This window comes from Dactylosporangium sp. NPDC000555 (assembly GCF_040300025.1).
GTDB lineage: Bacteria > Actinomycetota > Actinomycetes > Mycobacteriales > Micromonosporaceae > Dactylosporangium.
The window spans coordinates 36957-59544 of record NZ_JBEPDB010000026.1 but is presented as its reverse complement, the minus strand read 5'-3'; the positions used below and the strand labels follow the sequence as shown (position 1 = coordinate 59544).

Genomic DNA, 22588 nt, shown 5'->3' with positions numbered 1-22588 from the left:
GAGAATCCTGCTGGCGCCGGCGCGGCCGATACAGGCATGGCGTCCGGCAACAGGTCGGCAACTCACGCTACCGGCGGATTGCCTTGAGCCGGGGTTGCGGTTCTGCCACGGTCAGGTGCATGAGCAAGGTTGCGTCACCCGCGTCGGCGGGTCGCTGGATCACCGGTCGCGTCGCGCGCGGGACCGCCCGCGTTCGCCTGATCGGGCTGCCTCAGGCCGGTGGTGGTGCCGGCGCGTTCCGCTCCTGGCGCCGACATCTTCCGGACGGGCTGGAACTCGCGCCCGTCGAACTGCCGGGCCGGGGCACCCGCGAGGCGGAGCCCATCCCGGAGCGCTTCGAGGACCTCGTCGAGGCGCTGCTGGCCGGCACGAGGGCGGAGCGCGACATGCCGTACGCCTTGTTCGGGCACAGCTTCGGCGCGGTGTTGGCCTACGAGCTGGCCCTGCGCGCTGAGACTGCACCGCTCTGCCTCATCGTCTCGGCTTCGCGCGCGCCGCACCTGCCGGCCGAGCGGCGCATGTCCGGCGCCGCCGAGCCGGAGCTGCTGCGCTGGCTGGCCGAGACCGGCGGCCTCCCGCCGGAATTGCTGGAGTACCCGGACTTCCTGCGGCAGGTCCTCGCCCCGATCCGCCGGGACATGGCGTTCGCGGAAGGCTATCTGGTCGCCGAGCCCACGCCGGTGACCTGCCCGCTGTACGCTTGCGCCGCCGCCGACGACCAGGTCATCACCGCCGAGCAGGTGGCGTGCTGGGCCGGTTGCACGACGGCGGACTTCCGCAGCCTGATCTTCCCGGGCGGGCACTCGTTTCCCAGCACCAGCCCGGCCGAGCTGGTCGCGGTGATCGCGGACGCGGTGGGTACGGCCCGATGAGTGACGAAGGACTCCTCGTACTGGCCAACGGGCTGATCATCGTGGCCATCACGGTGTTCGTGATCATCCGGCAGTTCAGCGTCCGCGAGGTACGACCCGAAATGCTGGTCTGGACCGCCCTGCTCGTCGCCCGCGGCTGCTTCCCGCCCGGGCCGGCCCGCGCCACGGTGGCGGGCATCGGGCTACTGGCCGCCGCACTCGTCGTGTCGGTGATCTTCGGCGTGCTACGCGGCTCCACCATGCCGATGTGGCGCGCGGACAGCGGGCTCGTGGTGCGCAAGGGCGGCCGGGTCACGCTGTGGCTGTGGCTGGCCACGATCGCGGCGCGGCTGGTACTGGGCGCGATCGGCAGCGCCGCGTTCGGCGAGCCACTGAACTTCAACGCCCTGTGGCTGGGCATGGGCGTCACCCTCGGCGTCCAGCACCTGGTGATGACCCGGCGCGCTGCCGCGATCACGGCGCGGGACGACGCGGAGCCAGCGGCCAGATAGGTCACCGGCTCCGCATTCCTGTCACGACGCGATCAGCCGGACCGGCAACGCCGCGTAGCCGCTGAGGAAGCTCGAGTACACCCGCCGCGGCTCCCCGGCGGGTTCGATCGTGCGTACCTGCTCGCGCAGCGCGGTCAGCAAGGCACCGATCTCGGCGCGCGCGAGGTACGCGCCGAGGCAGAAGTGCGGCCCGTACGCGAAGCTGAGATGCTTGTTGGGTGTGCGGGCCAGGTCGAACTCGTCCGGCCGGTCGAAGACCCGTTCGTCACGGTTGGCCGAGACGTTCCAGATCGTGACGATGTCACCTTCCTCGACGAACGCGCCGCCGAGGAAGGTGTCGCGGGTCGCCGTACGCCCCGCGTGCAGCGCCGGTGTGGTCCACCGCAGCACCTCCTCGACGGCCGACTCGACCGTGACGTCGCCTCGCTTGAACGCGGCCCATTGCCCTGGATTGTCGAGGAAGGCCCGCACCGCGCCCACCATGGACAGCCGCGTCGTCTCGTGGCCCCCCATGACAATGCTGTAGCAGTTGAAGATAATCTCCTCGTGGCTCAGCGGCCGGCCGCCAACCTCCTGGGTGACCAGCAGGCTCACGATGTCGTCGTACGGCTTGGCGCGGCGCGACTCGGCCAGCTCGGCGAAGTAGAGCAGCAGGTCGTTGCGCGACGTCCAGGTTCCCTCGGCGGTGGGTTCGCCGTCCGCGGAGGAAAGGGCGGAGGATGTAAGCGAGATGATCAGCGCGCGGTCGCTCTCCGGTACGCCGAGCAGGTCACAGATCGCGGCCAGCGGGATGTACGCTGCGACGTCGTTCGCGAAGTCGCACCCCGGGCGGTCGAGCGCCCGGGAGATCTGTGTCCAGGTGCCGCGCCGCACGCTTTCCACCACGGTCTCCAGCGCGCGGGGGGCGAACGGCCGCTTAAGCGCGCCGCGCAGCGCGCCGTGCCGGGGCCCGTCGGTGACCGCGAGCATCCGGCCAGCCGCCGAGTCGCCACCGTTGAGGAGTGTGTCCAGCACGTTGCCGCGCTCCGAGGTGAACGTCTCGCTGTCCTTGTAGACGGCTGCGACGTCGTCGTAGCGGGTGACCACCCAGAAGCCGTCGGCGTCGCCGGTCGGCCCGTGCCGGTGTACCGGGTCCTTGTCACGGAGCAGGCGCCACAGCTCACCGAGGTCGCGCTCGGCGTGTACGCGGGGGTCGGCAAGGTCGATGCCGTCTAGCGGATCGTTCATGATCTCGTCTCCAGTTCGTGCGGCGACTGGGTGGCTCCCGGGAAGAACGCCGTCGTCGCGCCTGCCGTCTCCCCGCCGTCGACGACGAACTCCTGGCCCGTCACGAAGGCCGCCCGCGGTGAGGCGAGGAAATGGAACATCTCGGCGATCTCCTCCGGTGCGGCGTGCCGGCGGGCCGGGATCCGCTCGTTGACCTCGGCGAGCATCTCCTCGGTGTACTCGGCGCGCTGCATCGGCGTCAGCACCGCGCCGGGCGTCACGCAGGCGGTCCGGATCATCGGGCTCAGCTCCATCGCGAAGGTCTGGCACAACGAGGTGACACCGGCCTTGGTCGCGTTGTAATCGGCGTACAACGGATAGCCGCGGGTGCCGTTGACCGAGGCCGTGGCCAGCAGGACGCCGTACCCCTGCCGCACCATCACCTGCGCCGCGTGCTGCCAGAGCGCCAGCACGCCGATCAGGTTGACGCCGATCGTGCGGCGGACGTCCGCCTCGGTCAGCTCGAGCACGCCGTGTCGCACGCTGATGCCAGCGTTGGCGACCACCACGTCCAGGCGGCCGTGCTCGGCGGCGACCGCGGCGACGGCGGCACCTACCGCGTCCCAGTCGGACACGTCCACCTTCATCCAGGCGGCGCCGCTGCCCGCGGGCTGCCGCGCGATGTCGAGGTTGACGACACGGTCACCGTCGCGGCCGAAGCGTTCCGCCGTCGCGTGCCCGATGCCGCTGGAGGCACCGGACACGATGATCACCCGGGGCGTGCTCACATCAGCACCCGTCGCTGGTCGGGGTGGTAACCGCCGAGACCGCGGCGAAGGTTACGGCTGACGGTCAGCTTCTTGAGCCACCGGTCGGTGCCGTCGTAGCGAGCCTGGAAAGAGCGCCGGCCGTGTGCCGCCACATAGTTGTCGACGATGAGCAGCATGCCGGGCTCGACGACCACGTCCTGCTGCACCCGTTCCAGCTCGGCCATGAAGCGGTCGAGCGTGGTCTCCGCCTCGACGTCACCGGGCAGGCAGCGCATGAACGGCCGGTCGATGCGCAGGTACGGGTTGGGGCGGTCACCGAACAGCACCGCCGTCGGTGTCGGATCGCTGAGCATCCGGCGCATCTTGAGCAGCGCGGGATGGTCGGGGTGGCACATCTCCAGCTGCCGGATGTGCTCGGTGTCCGGCAGGATGCAGAAGCGGTCCTCCGAGAGCACCGTCCGGTCGCGTTCGTCCAGGCGCAGGTCCCGCACCGAGGCGATGATTGTGGGAACCTGGTCGTTGTTGCGCAGTCCCATCAGCAGCAGGTAGTCGCATCGGTTCGGGTGGAACCCGTCCTCGGTGTGGAACTCCAGTAGGCTCTCGCTGCCGTAGCCGCTCTGCCGCTCCTCGTCGCCCCGGATCGGCAGGACGTTCTGGATCAGCCGGCCGTCCTGCAGGGTCGCCCAGCCGAACGGCTCACCCAGCGTCATCCCGCTCAAGGCCAGGAACAGCTCCTGGATCCGAGCCGTGTCGCCCTCGATCGCGGCGCGCCAGTGGCCGGGCGTCGGCCCGACGACCTCGTCGCGGATCGGGAAGCCGCGCACGACACAGGCCGCGGAGTGCTCGGTGCGCCGGAACGACTCGAGGAACATGCGCAGGCGCGGCGGCAGCAGCAGCTCGGACACGGACCAGGCCAGGTCGTAGAACTCCGAGCCGGTCGGGTCGCCGTACTTTCCACGCAGCCGCTCGGCCAGCGCGGTCAGCTGCGCGACCTCGTCCTCGTCCAGGTTGTACTCGACCGGGCGGTCCAGCTGGGCTCCGGTCCGGTGTGTTTCGGTCCTCTGGTGCAGCGATTCGGTGGTCAACGCGCTCCTCATTCCCTAGTGGCCGGATCGGCCGCGGTCGGTCGGTCCTGTGCGGGCCCGCTGCGGGTGGTGCGGGCCCGCGGGTGGAAGCGATCCGGTCGAGCAGGGTCCCGACCTGGAACGGATCGCCGGGTCATTCGGTCCAGGTCGCGATGAACTGGTCGTGCTCGTCCGCGTCGAGCTGCACGAGCGCGGCCGCAGGCGGGGTGATCACCGGGATGGCGCCGGCGTGCGCGGCGGCCAGGGCCAGCTCGGCGACGGTGCGGTGGGTGAAGACGTCGCGCGGGGCGAGGACCAGGCCCTCCTTGCGTGCGCGGGTCACCAGCTGGATGGAGGCGATGGAGTCGCCGCCCAGCTCGAAGAAGCTGTCGTCGATGCCCACGTCGTCGATGCCGAGCAGCTCGCCGACCAGGCGGCAGAGCAGCCGCTCGGCGTCGTCGCGCGGCTCGCGCCGGCCGGCCGGATCGTCGCGGCCGGGTGCGGGCAGCGCCGCCCGGTCGAGCTTCCCGCTCGGCGTGGTCGGCAGTGAGTTCATAGCGACGTACGCGTTGGGCACCATGTACTCCGGCAGCGTGCCGGCGACGTGCTCGCGCAGCGCGGCCGCGCTGGCCGACCGGCCCGCCGTGGGCACGTAGTAGGCGACCAGCCGCTTCACGTCGGGCTGGTCCTCGCGCACGGTCACCACGGCCACGTGCACGCCGGGATGCGCCGTGAGCGTGGCCTCGATCTCGCCCAGCTCGATGCGGAAGCCGCGCACCTTCACCTGGTCGTCGACGCGGCCGAGATACTCTCGATCGCCGCCTGGAGTGCGCCGGGCGAGGTCGCCGGTGCGGTACAGCCGGCCGCCCGGCGGCCCGTACGGGTCGGCCACGAACCGCTGCGCGGTGACGTCCGGCTGGCCAGCGTAACCGCGCGCGAGGCCCGCGCCACCCAGGTAGAGCTCCCCGATCACGCCGTCCGGCACCGGCCGCAGTGCGTCGTCAAGCAGGTACACCCGGGTGTCGGTGATCGGGCGGCCCAGCGGCGGGCTGACCCGGCCGGACAGCGGGGCGCTCATGGTCGCCATGACCGTGGACTCGGTCGGCCCGTACGCGTTGACCATCGTGCGCCCCGCCGACCAGCGCGCCACCAGGTCGGGAGCACAGGCCTCACCGCCGACGACGAGCGCCATCCCGGGCGGGAGGTCCCCGTCCGTGACGGCGGCCAGTGAGGACGGCGGCAGCAGCAGACAGGTCACACCGTAGGCCGCGACGGTCCGTGCCAGGGGCGGGCCGGGCAGCAGCTCGTCCGCGGGTGCCACCACCGCGCAAGCTCCGGTGAGCAGCGCGGCGCAGAACTCCCACACCGAGGCGTCGAAGCTGGGCGAGGCGTACAGCAGCACCCGCCCTCCGGGCCGCAGGCCGAGGCCCTCCTCCTGGTCGGCCAGCATGCTCGCCACCCCGCGGTGGGTCACCAGGACGCCCTTCGGCCGGCCGGTGGATCCGGAGGTGTAGATGACGTACGCGGCACCGTCGGGCCGCCGCGCGACCGCCGGGTCGCCAGGGTCCGCGCAGTCCGCGTCCAGCTCGTCGATCAGCAGGGGGGCCGGCCCGTCCGCCCGGTGCAGCGCCGGCACGCCGGCGTCGCGGGTGGTCAGGACGAGATCGGGCCGGGCGTCGCCGAGCATGAACGCGATCCGGTCGGCGGGGTAACCGACGTCGATCGGCAGGTACGCGCCGCCGGCCTTGAGCACGGCCAGCATCGCCACCAGAGTCCGCGGCGACTTCGGCACGGCGATCGCGACGATGCTCTCCGGGCCGGCGCCACGCCGGATCAGCTCCCGCGCCAGCACGTTGGCCCGCGCGTTGAGCTCGGCGTACGTGATCGTCCCGCCGGCGTGCAGCACGGCCGGTGCGTGCGGCGCCCGGCGCACCCACCGCTCGAACAGCTCCGGGACGGTGACCGGCTCGACACCGCGCACCGAGACGGCCGCGGCTTGCACCGCCTCGTCGCGTTCCCCGGCGCTCAGCAGCGCGATGCCGCCGACCGGGATATCCGGTCGTTCGACGAAGGCACGCAGCACCTGGCGCAGCCGGCCCAGCAGCAGCGCCACCCGGTCCCGCTCGAACAGATCGCCCCGGTAGTTGAGCTCCAGGCTCAACTCGTCGCCCGGCACCACCACGAGGCTCAACGGGTAGTGCGTGGCGCCGGGTGCGACGCCCGCGGCGAGCGCGATCCGCAGTCCGGGCACGGGCCGGCGCACGGCGGCGCCGTCGAGCGGCGTGTTCTCGAAGCCGACCACGGTGTCGAACAACTCGCCGAGGCCGGCGGCGCGCTGCACGTCCGCCAGGCCGAGGTGGTGGTGGTCGATCAGGGCGGCCTGCTCACTCTGCAGCCGTTCGAGCGCGGCGGCCAGCGACTGCGCCAGGTCGAGCCGCACCCGCACGGCGACCATGTTCATCAGCAGACCGACGATCATCTCCGCGCCGGGCAGCCCGGCCGGACGGCCCGCCACCGTCGCCCCGAACACCACATCGCGGCGACCGGTGAGCTGGCTGAGGACGATGGCCCACGCGCCCTGCACCACGGTGTTCAGGGTGACGCCGGCGGCGCGCGCGGCGGCGTGCAGCCGAGCGGTCTCGTCGGTGCCGAGCCGCTCGGCGACGAGGTTCGAGATGACCGCGTCGGCGGCTTCGGCGCCTGGTGCCGCCAGCGTGGGCTCGTCGAGACCGGCGAGTGCGGCCGTCCACGCAGCCACGGCGGCCGGCTTGTCCTGGCCGGACAGCCAGTGCAGGTAGTCGCGGAACCCGGTGACCACGGGCGGGACGGCGTCCGCAGTCGCGGGGTACAGGTCGAAGAGGTCGCGGAACAGGATCGGCAGCGACCAGCCGTCGAGCAGGATGTGATGGTGGGTGACCAGAAGCAGGTGCCGCTGCAGCGCCAGGCGAACCAGCGTCACCCGCAGCAGCGGCGGCGCGGCGAGGTCGAAGCGGCGGATCCGGTCACCGGCGATCAGCTCGTCGAGCCGGACGCGCTGCCGGACCGGGTCGGCGTCGCTCAGGTCCACCTCGATCCAGGGCAGCTCGGCCGCCTGCGGCACGATCTGCACCGAACGACCCGAGTCGAGCTGGACGAACCCGGCCCGCACGCTGTCGTGCCGGTCCAGCAGGTCCCGGAACGCCTGGCGCAACCGAGCCGGCGACAGGTCCCCAGTGATTTCCAGCGGCCGCTGGGTGTTGTAGACGTCGATGCCGTCGGGCGCCAGCAGCGCGTGGAACTGCATGCCGGCCTGGAGCGGCGTCAGCGGCAGGACGTCGGTCAGCGGGGCCGCACAGCGGACCGCCAGCTCTTCGCGCTCGCCGTCGGTCAGCTCCAGCAGCGGACCGGCCGGCGCCGGGCGCGATACCTGCGGGGCATGGTCGCGGGCCGCGGTGGCCAGGGCCGCCACCGTCCGGTGCACGAACACGTCGCGCGGGCTCAGCTCGAGCCCGGCGCGCCGCGCGCGCCCGGCGAGCTGCATGGACAGGATCGAGTCGCCGCCTATGTCGAAGAAGTCCTCGTCGATGCCGGTCGGCGTGCCGAGCAGCTCCTGGAACAGGTCGCACAGCAGCCGTTCCCGGTCGTTCGTCGGCGGCTGCATCTCGCCACGGGCAGCCTCCTGCGGCGCGGGCAGGGCCGTACGGTCGAGCTTGCCATTGCCGGTGAGCGGCAACGCGGCCAGCACCATGACGGCCGACGGCGTCATGTAGTCCGGCAGGGCCGCCCCGGCCGCGCGCAGCACCGCCGCGGTGTCGACGGCGGTACCACCGGCCGGTACCAGGTAGGCGACGAGCCGTCGTACGCCCGGACGGTCCTCGCGCACCATGACGGCCGCCTGACCCACGGTGGCGTCCCGGAGCAGGACCGACTCGACCTCACCGGGCTCGATCCGGAAGCCACGGATCTTCACCTGGTCGTCGGCGCGCCCGGCGAAGACCAGGTTGCCGTCGGACTGCCAGGCGCCGCGGTCGCCGGTGCGGTACATCCGGTCGCCGGGGTGCCCGAACGGGTCCGCGACGAAGCGCTCGCCGGTCATCGCCGGCTCGTTCAGGTAACCCCGGGCAAGGCCCGCGCCGGCCAGGTAGATCTCGCCGGTGATGCCCCACGGCAGCGGGCGCAACCGGTCGTCGAGCACGTAGGCCTGGGTGTTGTCGGCCGGGCGCCCGACCACGGGCCGAGCCGACTCGGGCACACGGCCGTACATGGCGTCGACCGTGCACTCGGCCGGCCCGTACAGGTTGTAGACCGACGTGTCGCCCTCGCGCAGCTGCTGCCAGAGGGCGTCGTCGACCGCCTCGCCGCCGAGTGCCAGCGTCCGCAGCCGGTAACCCGGCACACGCATCAGGTCGGCGGCGAGCAGTTGCCGGGCGAAGCTGGGCGTGGTATCGATCACGTCGATCGCCTCACGGGCGGCGTAGCCGACCAGCGCGTGCGGGTCCTTGCGCACCTCGTCGCCGATGATATGCAGCTCATGCCCGGCGACCATCCAGAGCACCTGGCTCCACGAGGCGTCGAAGACCAGCGCGTTGGTGAGCGCCACCCGGAACACCCGGCCGCCGTCGCGGTTGGTCTCCGGGCGGAAGAATTTCGAGTGGTGGCTGTGGAAGACGTTGGCCAGGCTTCGGTGCTCGACGGCCACGCCCTTGGGTCGGCCGCTCGATCCAGAGGTGTAGATGACGTACGCCAGGTTCGCGGCCCGCAGCGGCCGCAGCCGGTCGGCGTCGGTCAGGTCCCGCGCCGGCCACGGCGAGTCGCCCAGCTCGTCCAGCAGCATCAGCGGCGCACCACCGCCGGGCAGGCGCCCGGCACACGCCCGGGTGGTGAGCACGACCGTGGGACCGGCCTGCTTGCACACCTCTTCGATGCGGGCGGGCGGGTGGTCGAGGTCGATCGGCACGTACGCGGCGCCGGCCTTCAGGATGGCCAGGATGGCGACCACGGTGCCGGCGTCGCGAGGCAACGCCATGCCGACGAAGGACTCCGGGCCGGCGCCGCGCGCCACGAGGGCCCGGGCGAGCCGGTTGGCCCGCGTGTTCAGCTCGGCGAAGGTGAGCCGCTCGCCGTCGGCGACCACGGCGACGGTGCCCGGCGTACGTCGTACCTGAGCCTCGAACAGGTCGGGCAGGGTCTCGGCGGAACGCGGCCGCTGGGTGTCGTTCCAGTGGCACAGGACCGTATCGCGTTCGCCGGCGGTGAGCAGGTCGATCGTGCCGACCGGCCGGTCCGCGGCGGTGACGGCCGCGCGCAGCAGCAGCACCATCCGATCGGCGAGGGCGCCAGCCAGCTCGGGGCCGAACGCGTCCGGCCGGTAGTTCAGCTCCAGCCGCAGCCGCGGGCCGGGGTAGACCGCGAGGCTCAGCGGATAGTGGGTGCCCTCCCGGGTGTCGCCGGCTGGATCCTGCCGCAGCGTGATCGTCAGCCCGGGTACGGCCGTCGCGCTGACCGACGGGTCGATCGGATAGTTCTCGAACGAGACGGTGGTGTCGAACAGCTCGGTCCGGCCGTCCAGCCGCTGGATGTCGCGCAGGCCCAGGTGTTGTACGTCGCTCAGCGCCGCCTGCTCGTCCTGGAGCCGGCCGAGCAGCGCGCCTAGCGACTCGTCCGGGTCGATCCGCACGCGCACGGGGATGGTGTTGATCAACATGCCGACGACGCGGTCGATGCCCGGCACCTCGGCGGGACGGCCGGCGACCGTGCCGCCGAACACCACGTCACGCCGCCCGGTCAGCAGGTTGAGCAGCAGCGCCCAGCAGCCCTGGACCACCGAGTTGACGGTGACGCCGCGGTCGCGGGCGGCGGCGACCAGCGCGGCCGTGGTGTCGGCCGGCAGCTCGCGGCGTACCAGGCGCTGACGCTCGGGCGCCTCGGTGGCGACGCCCGGCGCGACCAGGGTCGGCCCGTCCAGTCCGGCCAGCGCGGCGTGCCAGATGCGCTCGGCGCGGCCCTGGTCCTGCTGGCTGAGCCAGCCCAGGTAGTCCGCGGCCGGGACGGCGGGCTCCAGCTCGGCGGGGTCGCCGCCGCGCCGGTAGAGCCGAAACAGGTCCCGGATGACGATCGGCAGCGACCAGCCGTCGAGCAGGATGTGCTGGTTGGTGATGACCAGTACGTGCCGGTCCGCGGCCAGGCGCACCAGCGTGAAGCGGATCAGCGGCGGGCTGGTCATGTCGAACCGCGCGGTGCGGTCGGCGGCGAGCGCCCGCTCCAGGTGGGCGTGCTGCTCCGCACCCGCGACGTGCTCGAAGTCGATCTCGGCGAAGGCGGGCACCGCGGCCCGGGCGACCGCTTGGATCGGCTCGCCGGAGCGCCGCTGCAAGAACGCGGCGCGCAGGCTGGGGTGGCGCCGCACCACGGCCTCGGCGCAGCGCCGCAGCAGCGCGGTGTCTACGTCGCCGGCGATCTCCAGCGGGGTTTGCATGTGGTAGAAGTCGACGCCCTCACCGTCGTCGTAGAGGGCGTGGAAAAGCATGCCTTCCTGCAGCGGAGACAGCGGCAGGACCGCCTCCAGCGACGTCTGTTTCACTGCGAGACCTCCCATTGCGCTTCGAGCTCGTCGAGCTCGTCCAGGTCGAGGGTGACCAGCGGGCCGATCGGTGCGACGTATGCGGTGTCGCCGGGGCTGAGCGAGCCGGCGGCCAGGGCCAGGGCCGCCACGGTCCGATGGGTGAAGACGTCGCGCGGCGTGATCGCTAGCCCCTCGGTCCGCGCCCGGCCGGCGAGTCGGGTTGCGGTGATGGAGTCGCCGCCGAGGTCGAAGAAGCTGTCGTCGATGCCGACCGGGCCGGCGCTGAGCAGCTCGGCATAGAGCCGGCAGAGCAGCGACTCGCGGTCGTCGCGCGGCGGCCGGCTGCCCTCCACACCGGCGAACCGTGGCGCCGGCAGGGCGGCCCGATCCAGCTTCCCGTTGGGGGTGCGGGGCAGTTCGGCCAGCGTCTCGAAGGCCGCCGGCACCATGTAGTCCGGCAGGGCCGCGGCCGCGGCCGCCCGCAGCGCACCGACGTCGGCGCTCTCCGGCACCACGTACGCGACGATCCGCACCGTGCCGGGCAGGTCCTCCCGGGCGATCACCGCCGCCCGGACCACCGCCGGATCCGCGGTCAGCACGTTCTCGATCTCGCCCAGCTCGATCCGGTGACCGCGGATCTTGACCTGGAAGTCGGCGCGCCCCAGGAACTCCAGCTGACCGTCGGCGCGGCGCCGGCCCAGGTCACCGGTCCGGTACATGCGGGTGCCCGGCGGGCCGTACAGGTCGGCGACGAACCGCTCACCGGTCAGGCCGGCCCGGCCGTGATAGCCGCGAGCCACCTGGGCACCCGCGATGTAGATCTCGCCGGTGGTGCCGATCGGCGCGGGCCGCAGGAACTCGTCCAGGACGTACACCCGCAAGTTGTCGGCCGGCGCCCCGATCGGCACAACGCCGGCCGCCACGCGCGGCACGGCCGCCCAGGTCGTGTAGATCGAAACCTCGGTCGGGCCGTACAGATTCACCAGCGTCGCGTGCGTACGTTCGTAGAACCGCTCCACCAGTGTGGCCGTCATCGCCTCGCCGCCGCAGAACACGTACCGCAGCAGCGGATACTCGCCCGTCTGCTCGCTCAGGAACAGATCCAGCGTCGACGGCACGAACTGGGCGACCGTCACCCGTTCGCGGCGCACCAGCTCGGTCAGGTACCCGGGTTCCTCGGTGCGGGCCGGCTCGGCCACGACGACGGTCGCACCAGCGACGAGTGGCCAGAAGATCTCCCACACCGACGGGTCGAAGCTTATCGAGGTGCGCTGCAGCACCCGGTCGGTGCCGTCGATCCCGAACCGTGACCGCATCCAGAGCAGATAGTTGGCGATGCCAGCGTGGCTGACCACGATGCCCTTGGGCCGCCCGGTCGATCCGGAGGTGTAGATGACGTACGCCGGGTTGAGCGGGTGCGGCTCCGGCAGGTCGCCGGCCGGCTCGGCGGTCACCATCGCGCGGTAGGCGTCCGCGTCCAGCACGAGGACCGGGTTCGCGTCCTCGACCATGTAGTCGATGCGCTCCGGCGGATAGCACGGGTCGATCGGCAGGTAGGCGGCACCGGCCTTGTGGATGGCGTACAGCGCGACGATCAGCTCGGCGGACCGCTCCAGCGTCACCGCGACGACGCTTTCCGGACCGGCGCCGCGGGCCCGCAGCGCATGTGCCAGCCGGGTCGCGTCCCGGTTCAGTTCGGCGTAGGTCAGGCGCCGCCCGGCGCAGACGACAGCTGGCGCGTCCGGCGTGCGGCGTGCCTGCGCCGCGATCAGCGCCGGCAGGGTGAGCCCGGCCGGCGTGGCCGCCGTGTCGTCGCAGGCGTGCAGCACCCGCTCGCGCTCCTGCGCGCTCAGCAGCTCGATCCGCGCCACCGGGGTCAGCGGCGCCGTGACGAACGTCTCCAGCACCGCGCGTAGCCTCCCGACGAACTGCTCGGTGCTGCCGGCGTCGAACACGTCGGCGCGGTAGGTGAGCTCGAGCCGCAGCCGGGCGCCCGGCACCACGATCAGGCTGAGCGGGTAGTGGGTGACCCCGCTGGTGTCCGCTTCCTCGGGCGTGATGCGCAGCCCGGGAACCACCCGTCGGATGGCGGCCCGGTCGAGCGGCGCGTTCTCGAAGACCATCGTCGTGTCGAAAAGCTCACCCGCGCCGGCCGTCCGCTTGACGTCGGTAAGGCTCAGGTGCTGGTACGGTCCGAGCGCCGCCTGCTCCTGCTGCAACCGGGTCAGCAGCTCGGCCAGCGGCTCGCCGGGCCGCATGCGCACTCGCACCGGGACCGTGTTCATCAGCATGCCGACGATGTCGCCGGCACCGGCCAGCCGCGTCGGCCGGCCGGCGACAGTGACGCCGAACACCACGTCACCAGAGCCCGTCAGCGTGCTCAGCAGCAGCGCCCACGCCGCCTGCATCACCGTGTTGAGGGTCAGGCCGCGTTCGCGGGCGGCCGCGGTCAGCGCGCCGGTCAGCTCCTGCGGCAGCTCGGCCACGGTCAGCGCCGGCATGCTCGCGTCCTGGCCGGCGTCACCGCCGACCAGGGTCGGCCCGGGCAGGTCGGCCAGCGCCCGCCGCCACGCCTGCTCGGCCAGCTCGCGCGGCTGCTCGGCCAGCCAGCCCAGGTAGCGCGCGAACGGCACCGGCTCGGAAAGCGCGGCGCGCGTGCCGGTCTCGGCCGCGGTGTAGAGGGTGAACAGGTCGCGCAGCACCAGCGGCAGCGACCAGCCGTCGAAGAGGATGTGGTGGCCGGTGAAGACCAGCACGTGGCGGCCGGGCTCCAGGCGCACCAGCGTGAAGCGCAGCAACGGCGGCCGGGCCAGGTCGAAGCCGGTGGCCTTGTCGAGAGCGAGCAGCTCGGCCAGGCGGGATCGCCGCTCCGCTTCGGGGAGCGTACTCACATCGATCTCGGTGAGGCCCGGATCGGCGCGGCGTGTGATCACCTGCAGCGGCGTACCGGACGCGGACTGATCGAAGCCCGCGCGCAGCGCGCCGTGCCGCTCGACCAGCCTGCGCACGGCGGCGCGCAGCGCGCCGATATCCAGGTCACCCTCGAGACCGAAAACCTTCTGGATCAGGTACGCGTCCACGCCGCCCGCGGCGAACAGCGCGTGGAAGTGCATGCCCTGCTGCAGCGGGGCCAGAGGCAGCACGTCGTCGATGCCGAGGTGCGCCCAGCGCGCCTCGACCGCCGTCCGTTCCTCGCCTGTCAGCGTGAGGAGCGCGCCGGTGGCGGCCACCACAGGCGCGGCGGCGCCGGCGTCCGTGGCGTGCTCCGCCAGCGCGGCCACCGTGCGGTGGGTGAAGATGTCCTGCGGCGTCAGCTCCACGCCGTGCTCGGCGGCCAAGGTGACCAGCTGGATCGCGACGATCGAGTCGCCGCCGAGCTCGAAGAAGTTGTCGTCGACGCCGACTGCGGTGGCGCCGAGCAGCTCGGCCATGAGCTCGCAGAGCATCCGCTCCCGCTCGGTGCGCGGCGCGGGGCTCTCGGCCGTGCCGGTGAACTCCGGCGCGGGCAGTGCCTTGCGGTCCAGCTTCCCGCTGGCCGAGCGCGGCAACTCAGGCAGGGACACGAAGGCGGCCGGAACCATGTGCTCGGGCAGCACCTTCGCGGCCAGCCGGCGCAGGCTGGCCGCGTCAGCTGTGGCGCCGGGCTCGGGCACCACGTAAGCGACGAGGCGGCGCAGGCCCGGCGGGTCCTCACGGACGTCCACGACGGCCTGACGGACTCCGGGATGCCCGCACAGAACCGTCTCGATCTCGCCCAGCTCGATCCGGAAGCCGCGCAGCTTGATCTGTTGGTCGGTCCGGCCCAGGTAGACCAGCTCGCCGTCGTGGTCGCGCCGGGCCAGGTCGCCGGTCCGGTACATCCGCGCGCCGGCGGGCCCGCCGGGGTCGGCCACGAACCGCTGCGCGGTCAGCGCGGGCCGGTGCAGGTAACCGTCGGCCAGGCCCGCGCCCGCCAGGTAGATCTCGCCCGCCACGCCGGCCGGAACCGGGCGAAGCGCGTCGTCGAGCAGGCGGACCTCGGTGTTCACGATGGGGCCGCCCATCGGGGGCACCGTGTGCCCGCTCAGCGGTGAGCTCATGGTGGCGATCACCGTGGACTCGGTCGGCCCGTACGCGTTGACCATCCGGCGGCCCGTGGACCAGCGGGCGACCAGGTCGGGCGGGCAGGCCTCGGCGCCGACGACGAGCGTGACGCCCGGCGGCAGCGCGTCCGGCGGCATCAGCGCCAGCGAGGACGGCGGCATCAGCAGACAGGTCACCCCGGTCCGCGCGATGAGTCCGGCGAGGGCCGCGCCCGGCAGCAGCCGCTCCGGCGTGGACACGACCGCGCAGGCGCCGGTCAGCAGCGCCGTGCACAGCTCCCACACCGAGGCGTCGAAGCCGGGCGACGCGAGCTGCAGCACCCGCTGCCCCGGCCCCAGGCCCAGCGTGGCGACCTGGGACGTCAGCAGGCTGACGATGCCGGTGTGCGGCACCATCACACCCTTGGGCCGGCCGGTCGAGCCGGACGTGTAGATGACGTAGGCGCCGCCGGCCGGCAGCAGCGGGCCGGTGCGGTCGGCGTCGGTGAGATCCGCGTCCGCAGTGGTGGGCGCACCGTATGGCTCGTCGAGCAGCAGCACCGCGGGATGTTCCGGCGCGCTCGCCCGGTCGCTCACCACCAGGTGCGGGCGGGCGTCGTCCAGCACGTAGGCGATGCGCTGCGCCGGGTAGTTCACGTCGATCGGCAGGTAGGCGGCACCGGCCTTGAGCGTGGCGAGCACGGCCACCACCGCCTCGACGCCGCGGGGCAGCACGATCGCCACCCGCTGCCCGGGCCCGGCGCCGCGTGCGACCAGCGTGCGGGCCAGCCGGTTGCTGCGGGCGTTGAGCTCGACGTACGAGACCACCTTGTCGTCGAAGCGGACGGCGTCCGCTTCGGGGGTCCGCCGCACCTGGGCCTCGAACAGCTCGGGCAGCGTGGCGGGCGCCAGCCGCCGGCGGGTGTCGTTCGGCGCGGCGACGAGCGCCCGCTCCGCGTCGGAGATCAGCTCCAGCCGCCCTACCGGCAGGTCGGGGTCGCTGACGGTCAGCGCGCACATCAGGCGCAGGAACCGTTCCTGGTGCGTGGCCACGGCCGCGGCCGTATACCGGGTCGGTTCCGCCTCGAAGTCGATCTCGAGGCCGCCGTCCGTGCCCGGCCGACAGTTGATGTTGAGGTCCGCAACCGGGCCGCCGTTGAGCGTGTACCCGACCGCCGGCACCCCGCCGAGGCGCAGCTCGCCGTTGGTCGGGACGATATTGACGACCACGCTGAACAGGTGACCGTCGCTGGCCTGCAACCGCAGGTCACGGCGCAGGTCCTCGTACGGGTACCGCTGGTGGTCCAGTAGTTCGCCGAGCCGGTCGGCGACCTGTCGCAGCAGCTCGGTGCGGGTCATCGCGGGTTCGACGCGCACTCGCAGCGGCAGCTGGTTGGAGAGCATCCCCGGTGTGCTGCGCGCCGGCGCGTCCCGTCGGGCGGTGACTGGGATGCCCACGGTGACGTCCCGCGTGCCTGTCGCCGCGTGCAGGTACGCGACCAGCGAGGCGATCAGCGGCACCGCCCAGGGCGCCCGGGCGTCGCGGCCGGCCTTAGTCAGGGCGGCGAGGTCGGCGGCCGGAAGCTGGGCGACGTGATGCAGCGTGGGTGGGTGACCGTCACCGGCCGCAGGCCCGGCCGCCAGCGTGACCGGCTCGTCGAAGCCGGCGAAACGCCGCGTCCAGTACGCCCGGTCGACCGCGAACTGTTCGCCGGCGCGGTACGCGGCCTCCTGCTCGATCAGCTCGGTGACCGGGCGCAGCCGGGTGGCCGCGGGCGGCTCGCCGTCCGGCAGGGCGTCGTAGATCTCCGCCACCCGCCGGGTCAGCAGGACGCAGCCGTACGCGTCGGCCAGCACATGGTGGCAGCGCGAATACCAGAAGTAACGCTCGTCGCCGACGCGCAGCAGAGCGTCCACGTACAGCTGATCCGTGCCCAGCCGCAGCGGAGTCCGGTGGTCGCGGTCCATCCAGGAGTGCGCCGCGGCGACGGGGTCCGGCTCGGCCCGCAGGTCGTGCACTTCGAAGCACCCCGACTCGCGGTCGAGGATTTCCTGGCGCGGTCCGTCCGGCCCGTCGTGCAGCCGTACGCCGAACGTGGCGCACTCCCGCTCGGCGGCCGCGATGGCCCGGCGCAGCCGGTCCGCGTCGACGGGCCCGCGCACCTCCAGATAGGTGGCCAGGTTGAAGGCCGGATCGCCCGGCCGCAACCGCTGGGCGAACCACACCCCGCGCTGGGCGGTGGTGAGCGGCAGCAAAGCGCCGGCATCGGTCGGAGAACTCATCTGGCGACGACCACCTTCCGCACGGGACGCCGTCGGACCGGGAGTTGCGCTCGCCGGCGACGGCTCCCCGGCCATGGCGATGCTTCCGCGCGCCGAGCCAGATCTCCAGGAAAGTGACCGGCAACAGTCGTTGCTGGTCACGGCGATTCCTGCCGACGAGTTACCGGGTTCTTGCCTGGAGCCGGCCGCCGATCGATGGACATGATGCGCGGGCGACTACCGGCACACCGGAGAGGACGACCGTTGAACATCCCGGACAGAGCACTGTTGGAATGGTTGGACGAGCCGTCCGCCGAACGAGGTCTTCACTTCGCGGACGCGGGCGACGGGTGGGAGTTCCACTCGTACGCGTCGCTGGCTGCGCTGACCCTGCGCACCGCGACCGCCCTGCGCGAGCGCGGCGTACGCCGCGACGACGTGGTCGTGGTGGTGCAACGGTCCAGTCCCGGGTTCGTGGCCGGCCTGTTCGGCGCGTTCGCCGCCGGGGCGACCGCGTGCTCGATTCCCCCGCCGTTCGCCTTCCAGCGCGCCGACGAGTACGCGACCCACGTGAGCCATCTGTTCGACACCGCACGCCCGGCGCTGACCGTCTGTGACGACGAGTCGCTGGAGCACGTCCGCAAGATCTGCGCTGGAGCCGGGCTACCGGAGCCGGTCCTCTTCGACGAGCTTGTCACCGGCGCCGCGGTGGGCACGCCCGAGGAGCCGGCGGACATCGCGCTGCTGCAGTTCACGTCGGGGTCCAGCGGCTACTCCCGCGGCGTGCGGGTCACCGAGAAGGCCCTGCGGGCCAATCTCACCGCCATGCGGAGATGGCTGGACTGGACGCCCGAGTTCCCCGGCATCGCCTGGTTGCCGGTCCACCACGACATGGGTCTGATCGGCTGCCTGCTGAACATCGTCACCACCGGCTGCGACGGGTGGATGATGCAGCCGCAGGACTTCATTCGGTCGCCGCTGCGCTACCTGCGCTGCATCAGCGAGCAGCGAGTGGGCCTCGCCGCGGTGCCCAATTTCGGGCTCGCCTACATCCTGCGCCGGGTGCGGCCCGCCGACCTGACGGGCCTGCGCTTCGACTCGCTGCGCTCGGTGATCCTCGGCGCGGAACGCATCGACCCCGACGTGCTGGACGCGATCGAGCGGCTGCTCGGCCCGCACGGCTTCGACCGCCGGGCACTGCTGCCCGCGTACGGGGGTGCCGAGGCGACGCTGGCCGTGACCGGCCTGCCGCTGGGCGAGGGCTGGAGCGCGGCCGCGCCGACCGGCGGCGACACGGCCCTCGCCGGCGAGACCCGGGTGGTCGGCTGCGGCCGCCCGCTGGAGGGTCTGCGGGTCAGCGTCGTCGACGACGACGGCGACCCGGTGCCGGATGGCACGGTCGGCGAGATCGTGGTGGCCGGCACCTCGGTGGCCAACAGTTACGCGGGTGACGCGTCCACCGCCTCGGGAACCAGCATCGGCGGCGGCACGCTGCGCTCGGGCGACGCCGGGTTCCTGCACGACGGCCAGCTGTTCGTGATCGGCCGGCTCGGCGATGGCCTCAAGGTGCGCGGCAAGATGGTGTTCGCCGAGAGCCTGGAGGCCGAGCTGCACGCGCGCGGCATCCCGCAGCGGCGGGCGGCGGTGCTGCTGGGCGTCCGTGACGGCGCGCCGACCGGTGCGGTCGTGTTGGAGCTGCCCCAGCCCGGCTGGGGTCGCATCGCCCACCAGGTGCTTACCGAATGGCTCGCCGAGGCCGAGCTCGTGAAGATCACGCTGCCCCGGGGCGCGCTCGCGGTGACCTCCAGCGGCAAGCCGCGCCGCCGGGTGATGTGGGCCGGCATGTGCGGCGGAACCTTGGACGGGAAGGTGGAGCCGCTCACCCCGGCGTGACCAGCCCTCATGGACGAGTGCCCGGTGCGGATCCGCACCGGGCACTCGTCCATGAGCGACGGGTTCACGCGATGGTCCGGAACGCCTCCGGCTTGGCCAGCGACTCGGCCAGGAACAGGTCGCGCAGCTTCGGCGTCAGCAGCCCCAGCTGGCGCAGCACGTGGATAACCTGCTGGAAGAGCAGCTGCCGGTAGCCGAACATCATGGGGTCGTGGCGTGCGAAGCGCAGGCCCCGCTCGACGTCGAGGTCCATCCGCTCCCAGACCTCGCGCAGCAGGAACCGCTTGGACATCAGGTGGATCGCCTCCAGCAGGAAGTCCTCGCGCTCCTGGCGTTCGGCGGTGCTCATCTGGTCGTACATGCCGGTCAGCGACGTGACGCCGAACGCGATGTGGCGCGCCTCGTCGCGGGCGATCATCCGGGTGATCGAGGTGATGATCGGGTCACCGAAGCCGCTGCTCGCCAGCCGCGTCGCGGCCAGCGCCAGCCCTTCCACCACCACCTGCATCCCGAGGTAGACGACATCCCAGCGGGACTCGCCGAGCAGGTCCCGCAGCAGCGCCCGCAGGCCGGGGTTGATCGGGTACGACGTGCGCAGCTTCTCGTCGATGTAGCGCGCGTACGCCTCGACGTGCCGCGCCTCGTCGGCGACCTGGGACGCCGCGTAGACCTTCGCGTCCATGTCGGGAACCGTCTCGACCAGCCGGGCGGTGGTCACCAGCGCGCCCTGCTCACCGTGCAGGAACTGGCTCACCATCCACGCCTGGTACTCCCAGCGGAAGTCGTTGAGCAGCTCCGCCGGGACGGGGCTCTCGTTGCCGACCACGAAGGAGGCGACGCCCGCGCCGTGCTCGGTCAGGTCGGCACCGAACTGGACGTTGTGGCTCCAGTCGATGTCGTAGGTGGCGTTCCACTGCGCGTCCTTGTTCTTCTCGTACAGCTTGCGGATGCGCGTTTCCCGGTGCCCGTAGTCCCAGTTGAGCGACGCCCGGATGTGCGCGTCCACCTCCATCAGGTCCGCTTTCACCTGGTCCAGCGTCATCAGCGTCGCAACGGTCTCGTCCACAACAGTCATCGGGCCGGCAGTCCTCTCAGCGCCTCGGCGAAGGTGGTTCAGTGCCTCGGTGAGTCTTCGTCTCCGCCATGACTCTCGGCGCTCGCACGGCATGGCTCCAGGTAGCGCCGGGGGTAACTTCGGCGGCAGGCTCAGTTGCCGGTCGCTTGCCTGGATGCGGCAGTACCTCTTGGTGAGCATGTGAGCGTGATGACTCAGTCAGCTACTCAGCGACCCACCTATCGTCTTGTGGCCGACCTCGAACGCACGCTGGGCGATCCGTTGCACGGCGACGGGCCGTTCGGCTTCGCGCGGATCGTCGAGCACGAGGAATGCGAGCAACTACCGCCCGGCGCCGTGGACCTGGTCCGCGCATGGGGCTTCTGGGACTTCCTGGTCCCGGAGCACGACGGCGGGCGCATGCGCAACCTGGAGACGGCCTTCCTACTCACCCGCGCACTGGCCCGGCGCAACCTGACGATCGCCATCATGTTCGGCTCCACCGTGCTGGGCGCGATGCCCGTGTGGCTGTACGGCGACGAGCGCCAGCGCAAGCACGTGGCCGCCGGGCTGCTGGGCGGCGGGCTCGCCTGCTTCGGCGTATCGGAGCGCGACCACGGCAGCGACCTGGGCGCCAATGGCACCACCGCCGTCACCACGCCGGACGGCTACCAGTTGTCCGGCGAGAAGTGGCCGGTCGGCAACGCCACCCGCGGCCGGTTCGTGACCGTGCTGGCCGCCCTCGACAGTTGCGGCCCGAGCCTGTTCCTGCTCGACAAGACCGAGGCCGACCCGGACACCATCAGCAACAGCCCGTTCGTCGCGACGGTCGGGCTGCGCGGGCACGACCTCAGCGGAGTCACGCTGGGCGGCACGACCGTCCCGTCCGGCGCGCTCATCGGTCGCCGGGGCCGCGGGCTGATCCAGGTTCTCAAGACCCTGCAGATCACCCGGGTCGCCATCGGTGCGCTGTCGATTGGCACGATGGACTCGGTCCTGCGGATCGGGATCGAGTACGCGCACCGCCGGCACCTGTACGGCGGGGAGATCTATCGGCTGCCGGTGATCCGTGACCTGCTCGTCGGCGCCCACCTGGACCTGCTGATCGCGGAGTGCACGGCGCTGCCCGTGGCGCGGGCGCTGTCTGTGGCACCGTCCCGGCTGAGCCTCTGGTCGTCGGTCGTGAAGTACCTGGTGCCGGTGATCGGCGAGGAGGTCGTGGCACACGTCGGGCGGGTCCTCGCGGCGCGCGCGTACATGCGCGACGACCCCGGCACCAGCGCCTTCCAGAAGCTGCAGCGCGACCACGCGATCGCCAGCGTCTTCGAGGGCACCACCCACGTCAACCTGCTGCACATCGCCGCCCAGCTGCCGCCCGTCGCGGCCGCGGTCGGCGCCGGCGACGCCGCGGCGGACGCGCTGCTCGCGACGCTGTTCGGCTTCTCGCGGGAGATGCCGGCGTGGACGCCGTCCGGCAAGGACCTCCAGCTCACCAACGCCAGCCAGGACGAGATTACCCACGGCTGGCCGGCGGCCGTCCGGCGGCTGCGGGAGGCGGCCGCCTCCCTGCCGGAAAAGGTACGTGCCGACCTCACCGCTATCGTGACCGCGCTCGACGAACGCCGGACGGCCCTCTACGCCGCGATCGCCCGCGACGGCATCGATCCCGCGTCGGTCCGCGGCACGCGGCAGGCCGCCGAGCACTGCGTGCACCACGCCGCGGCGTCCTGCGCGTACGCCTGGCTGCACAACCAGCCGGCCCCGGCCGAACGGCTCATCCTGCTGCTCCAGCGGCTCCGGCAGCGCCTGGACCGGGACACCGAGCTCAGCGAGGAGTACTTCGCGGTGGTGGAGGCGGACATCGAACGCGCCCACGCAGTCGGCGCCACCTTCTCCCTCCTCGGCTAGGTCGCGCCCCGACCCGCCCCGGCCGAAGAGGTCTGGGCGGACACCGAAAGGGCCGCGGATCTCTCCGCGGCCCTTTCGGTGTGCCCGTGGTCAGTGCGCCGGGTCGTTGCCGATGCGGACGGCCTTGTTGTTTTCGTCGACGAAGACCACCCGCGCCTCGAGCTTCGCGGCGAACTCGTCCTCGACCGTGCCGTACGCGATGATGATGACGATGTCGCCCGGCGAGACCAGGCGCGCGGCGGCACCGTTGACGCAGACCACGCCGGAGCCGCGCTCACCCTCGATCACGTAGGTGACCAGGCGGGAGCCGTTGTTGACGTCGACGATGTGTACCTGCTCGCCGACGGCCAGGTCGGCCGCGTCCAGCAGGTCGGGGTCGAGGGTGAGCGAGCCGACGTAGTTGAGGTCCGCCTCGGTGACGATGGCACGGTGGATCTTGGACCGGAGCATCGTACGGAACATGGGA

General features: G+C 72.3%; 11 protein-coding genes. 4 read left to right on the top strand and 7 right to left on the bottom strand.

Going from position 1 to position 22588, the window contains the following annotated elements; all coding sequences use genetic code 11:
- The first annotated feature begins 119 nt into the window (after nt 1-119).
- Both ABT297_RS18040 and ABT297_RS18035 read left to right on the top strand, forming a co-directional pair.
- Nucleotides 120-872 carry a thioesterase II family protein gene (locus tag ABT297_RS18040; RefSeq protein WP_350550493.1) on the top strand — a complete coding sequence of 251 codons (753 nt, stop codon included), beginning with the start codon at nt 120-122 and terminating at the stop codon, nt 870-872.
- On the top strand, nt 869-1363 hold the full coding sequence (locus tag ABT297_RS18035) for a hypothetical protein (RefSeq protein WP_350550490.1): 495 nt from the start codon (nt 869-871) through the stop codon (nt 1361-1363). The genes ABT297_RS18040 and ABT297_RS18035 overlap by 4 nt, the downstream gene beginning before the upstream one ends.
- Nucleotides 1364-1384: 21 nt before the next feature.
- On the opposite strand, the gene ABT297_RS18030 is transcribed toward ABT297_RS18035, so the two are convergent.
- The 5 genes from ABT297_RS18030 to ABT297_RS18010 all read right to left on the bottom strand — a co-directional run bounded on the left by ABT297_RS18030 (nt 1385) and on the right by ABT297_RS18010 (nt 17288).
- Nucleotides 1385-2590 (bottom strand): cytochrome P450, encoded by a 1206-nt coding sequence (locus ABT297_RS18030; protein WP_350550487.1) that lies wholly within the window; start codon nt 2588-2590, stop codon nt 1385-1387.
- A complete protein-coding gene (locus ABT297_RS18025) occupies nt 2587-3357 on the bottom strand; it encodes an SDR family NAD(P)-dependent oxidoreductase (protein ID WP_350550484.1) in 771 nt (256 codons plus the stop codon). The genes ABT297_RS18030 and ABT297_RS18025 overlap by 4 nt, the downstream gene beginning before the upstream one ends.
- Nucleotides 3354-4424 carry a guanitoxin biosynthesis L-enduracididine beta-hydroxylase GntD gene (gene gntD / locus ABT297_RS18020; protein WP_350550481.1) on the bottom strand — a complete coding sequence of 357 codons (1071 nt, stop codon included), beginning with the start codon at nt 4422-4424 and terminating at the stop codon, nt 3354-3356. Before gntD ends, ABT297_RS18025 begins: the two co-directional genes overlap by 4 nt.
- A gap of 133 nt (nt 4425-4557) precedes the next feature.
- Nucleotides 4558-10962, bottom strand: coding sequence for a non-ribosomal peptide synthetase (locus ABT297_RS18015; protein ID WP_350550478.1), 6405 nt, complete (start codon nt 10960-10962; stop codon nt 4558-4560).
- The gene (locus tag ABT297_RS18010) at nt 10959-17288 is read right to left on the bottom strand and encodes a non-ribosomal peptide synthetase (RefSeq protein ID WP_350550475.1); all 6330 of its coding nucleotides are present in this window, start codon (nt 17286-17288) and stop codon (nt 10959-10961) included. Before ABT297_RS18010 ends, ABT297_RS18015 begins: the two co-directional genes overlap by 4 nt.
- 243 nt (nt 17289-17531) lie before the next feature.
- Between ABT297_RS18010 and ABT297_RS18005 the strand changes: the two genes are divergently transcribed.
- Nucleotides 17532-19160, top strand: coding sequence for an AMP-binding protein (locus ABT297_RS18005; protein WP_350550472.1), 1629 nt, complete (start codon nt 17532-17534; stop codon nt 19158-19160).
- 64 nt (nt 19161-19224) lie between these two features.
- Here ABT297_RS18005 and ABT297_RS18000 read toward each other — a convergent pair whose 3' ends face one another.
- Complete coding sequence (locus tag ABT297_RS18000; RefSeq protein ID WP_350550469.1) at nt 19225-20235, bottom strand: ferritin-like domain-containing protein; 1011 nt, start codon at nt 20233-20235, stop codon at nt 19225-19227.
- Nucleotides 20236-20463: 228 nt separating this feature from the next.
- Here ABT297_RS18000 and ABT297_RS17995 point away from each other — a divergent pair, with 228 nt between their 5' ends.
- Nucleotides 20464-22122: an acyl-CoA dehydrogenase family protein gene (locus ABT297_RS17995; RefSeq protein WP_350550466.1), complete on the top strand. Its 1659-nt coding sequence runs from the start codon at nt 20464-20466 to the stop codon at nt 22120-22122.
- 90 nt (nt 22123-22212) lie between these two features.
- Here the strand turns inward: ABT297_RS17995 and panD are convergent, their stop codons facing one another.
- Nucleotides 22213-22584 carry an aspartate 1-decarboxylase gene (gene panD / locus ABT297_RS17990; protein ID WP_350550463.1) on the bottom strand — a complete coding sequence of 124 codons (372 nt, stop codon included), beginning with the start codon at nt 22582-22584 and terminating at the stop codon, nt 22213-22215.
- Nucleotides 22585-22588 lie beyond the last annotated feature (4 nt).

What these genes read in the sequence shown, in the direction of transcription:
- ABT297_RS18040 (WP_350550493.1), top strand. Translation starts at nt 120, where the DNA reads ATGAGCAAGGTTGCGTCACCCGCGTCGGCGGGTCGCTGGATCACCGGT.
- ABT297_RS18035 (WP_350550490.1), top strand. Translation starts at nt 869, where the DNA reads ATGAGTGACGAAGGACTCCTCGTACTGGCCAACGGGCTGATCATCGTG.
- ABT297_RS18030 (WP_350550487.1), bottom strand. Translation starts at nt 2,590, where the DNA reads ATGAACGATCCGCTAGACGGCATCGACCTTGCCGACCCCCGCGTACAC.
- ABT297_RS18010 (WP_350550475.1), bottom strand. Translation starts at nt 17,288, where the DNA reads ATGAGTTCTCCGACCGATGCCGGCGCTTTGCTGCCGCTCACCACCGCC.
- ABT297_RS18000 (WP_350550469.1), bottom strand. Translation starts at nt 20,235, where the DNA reads ATGACTGTTGTGGACGAGACCGTTGCGACGCTGATGACGCTGGACCAG.
- panD (WP_350550463.1), bottom strand. Translation starts at nt 22,584, where the DNA reads ATGTTCCGTACGATGCTCCGGTCCAAGATCCACCGTGCCATCGTCACC.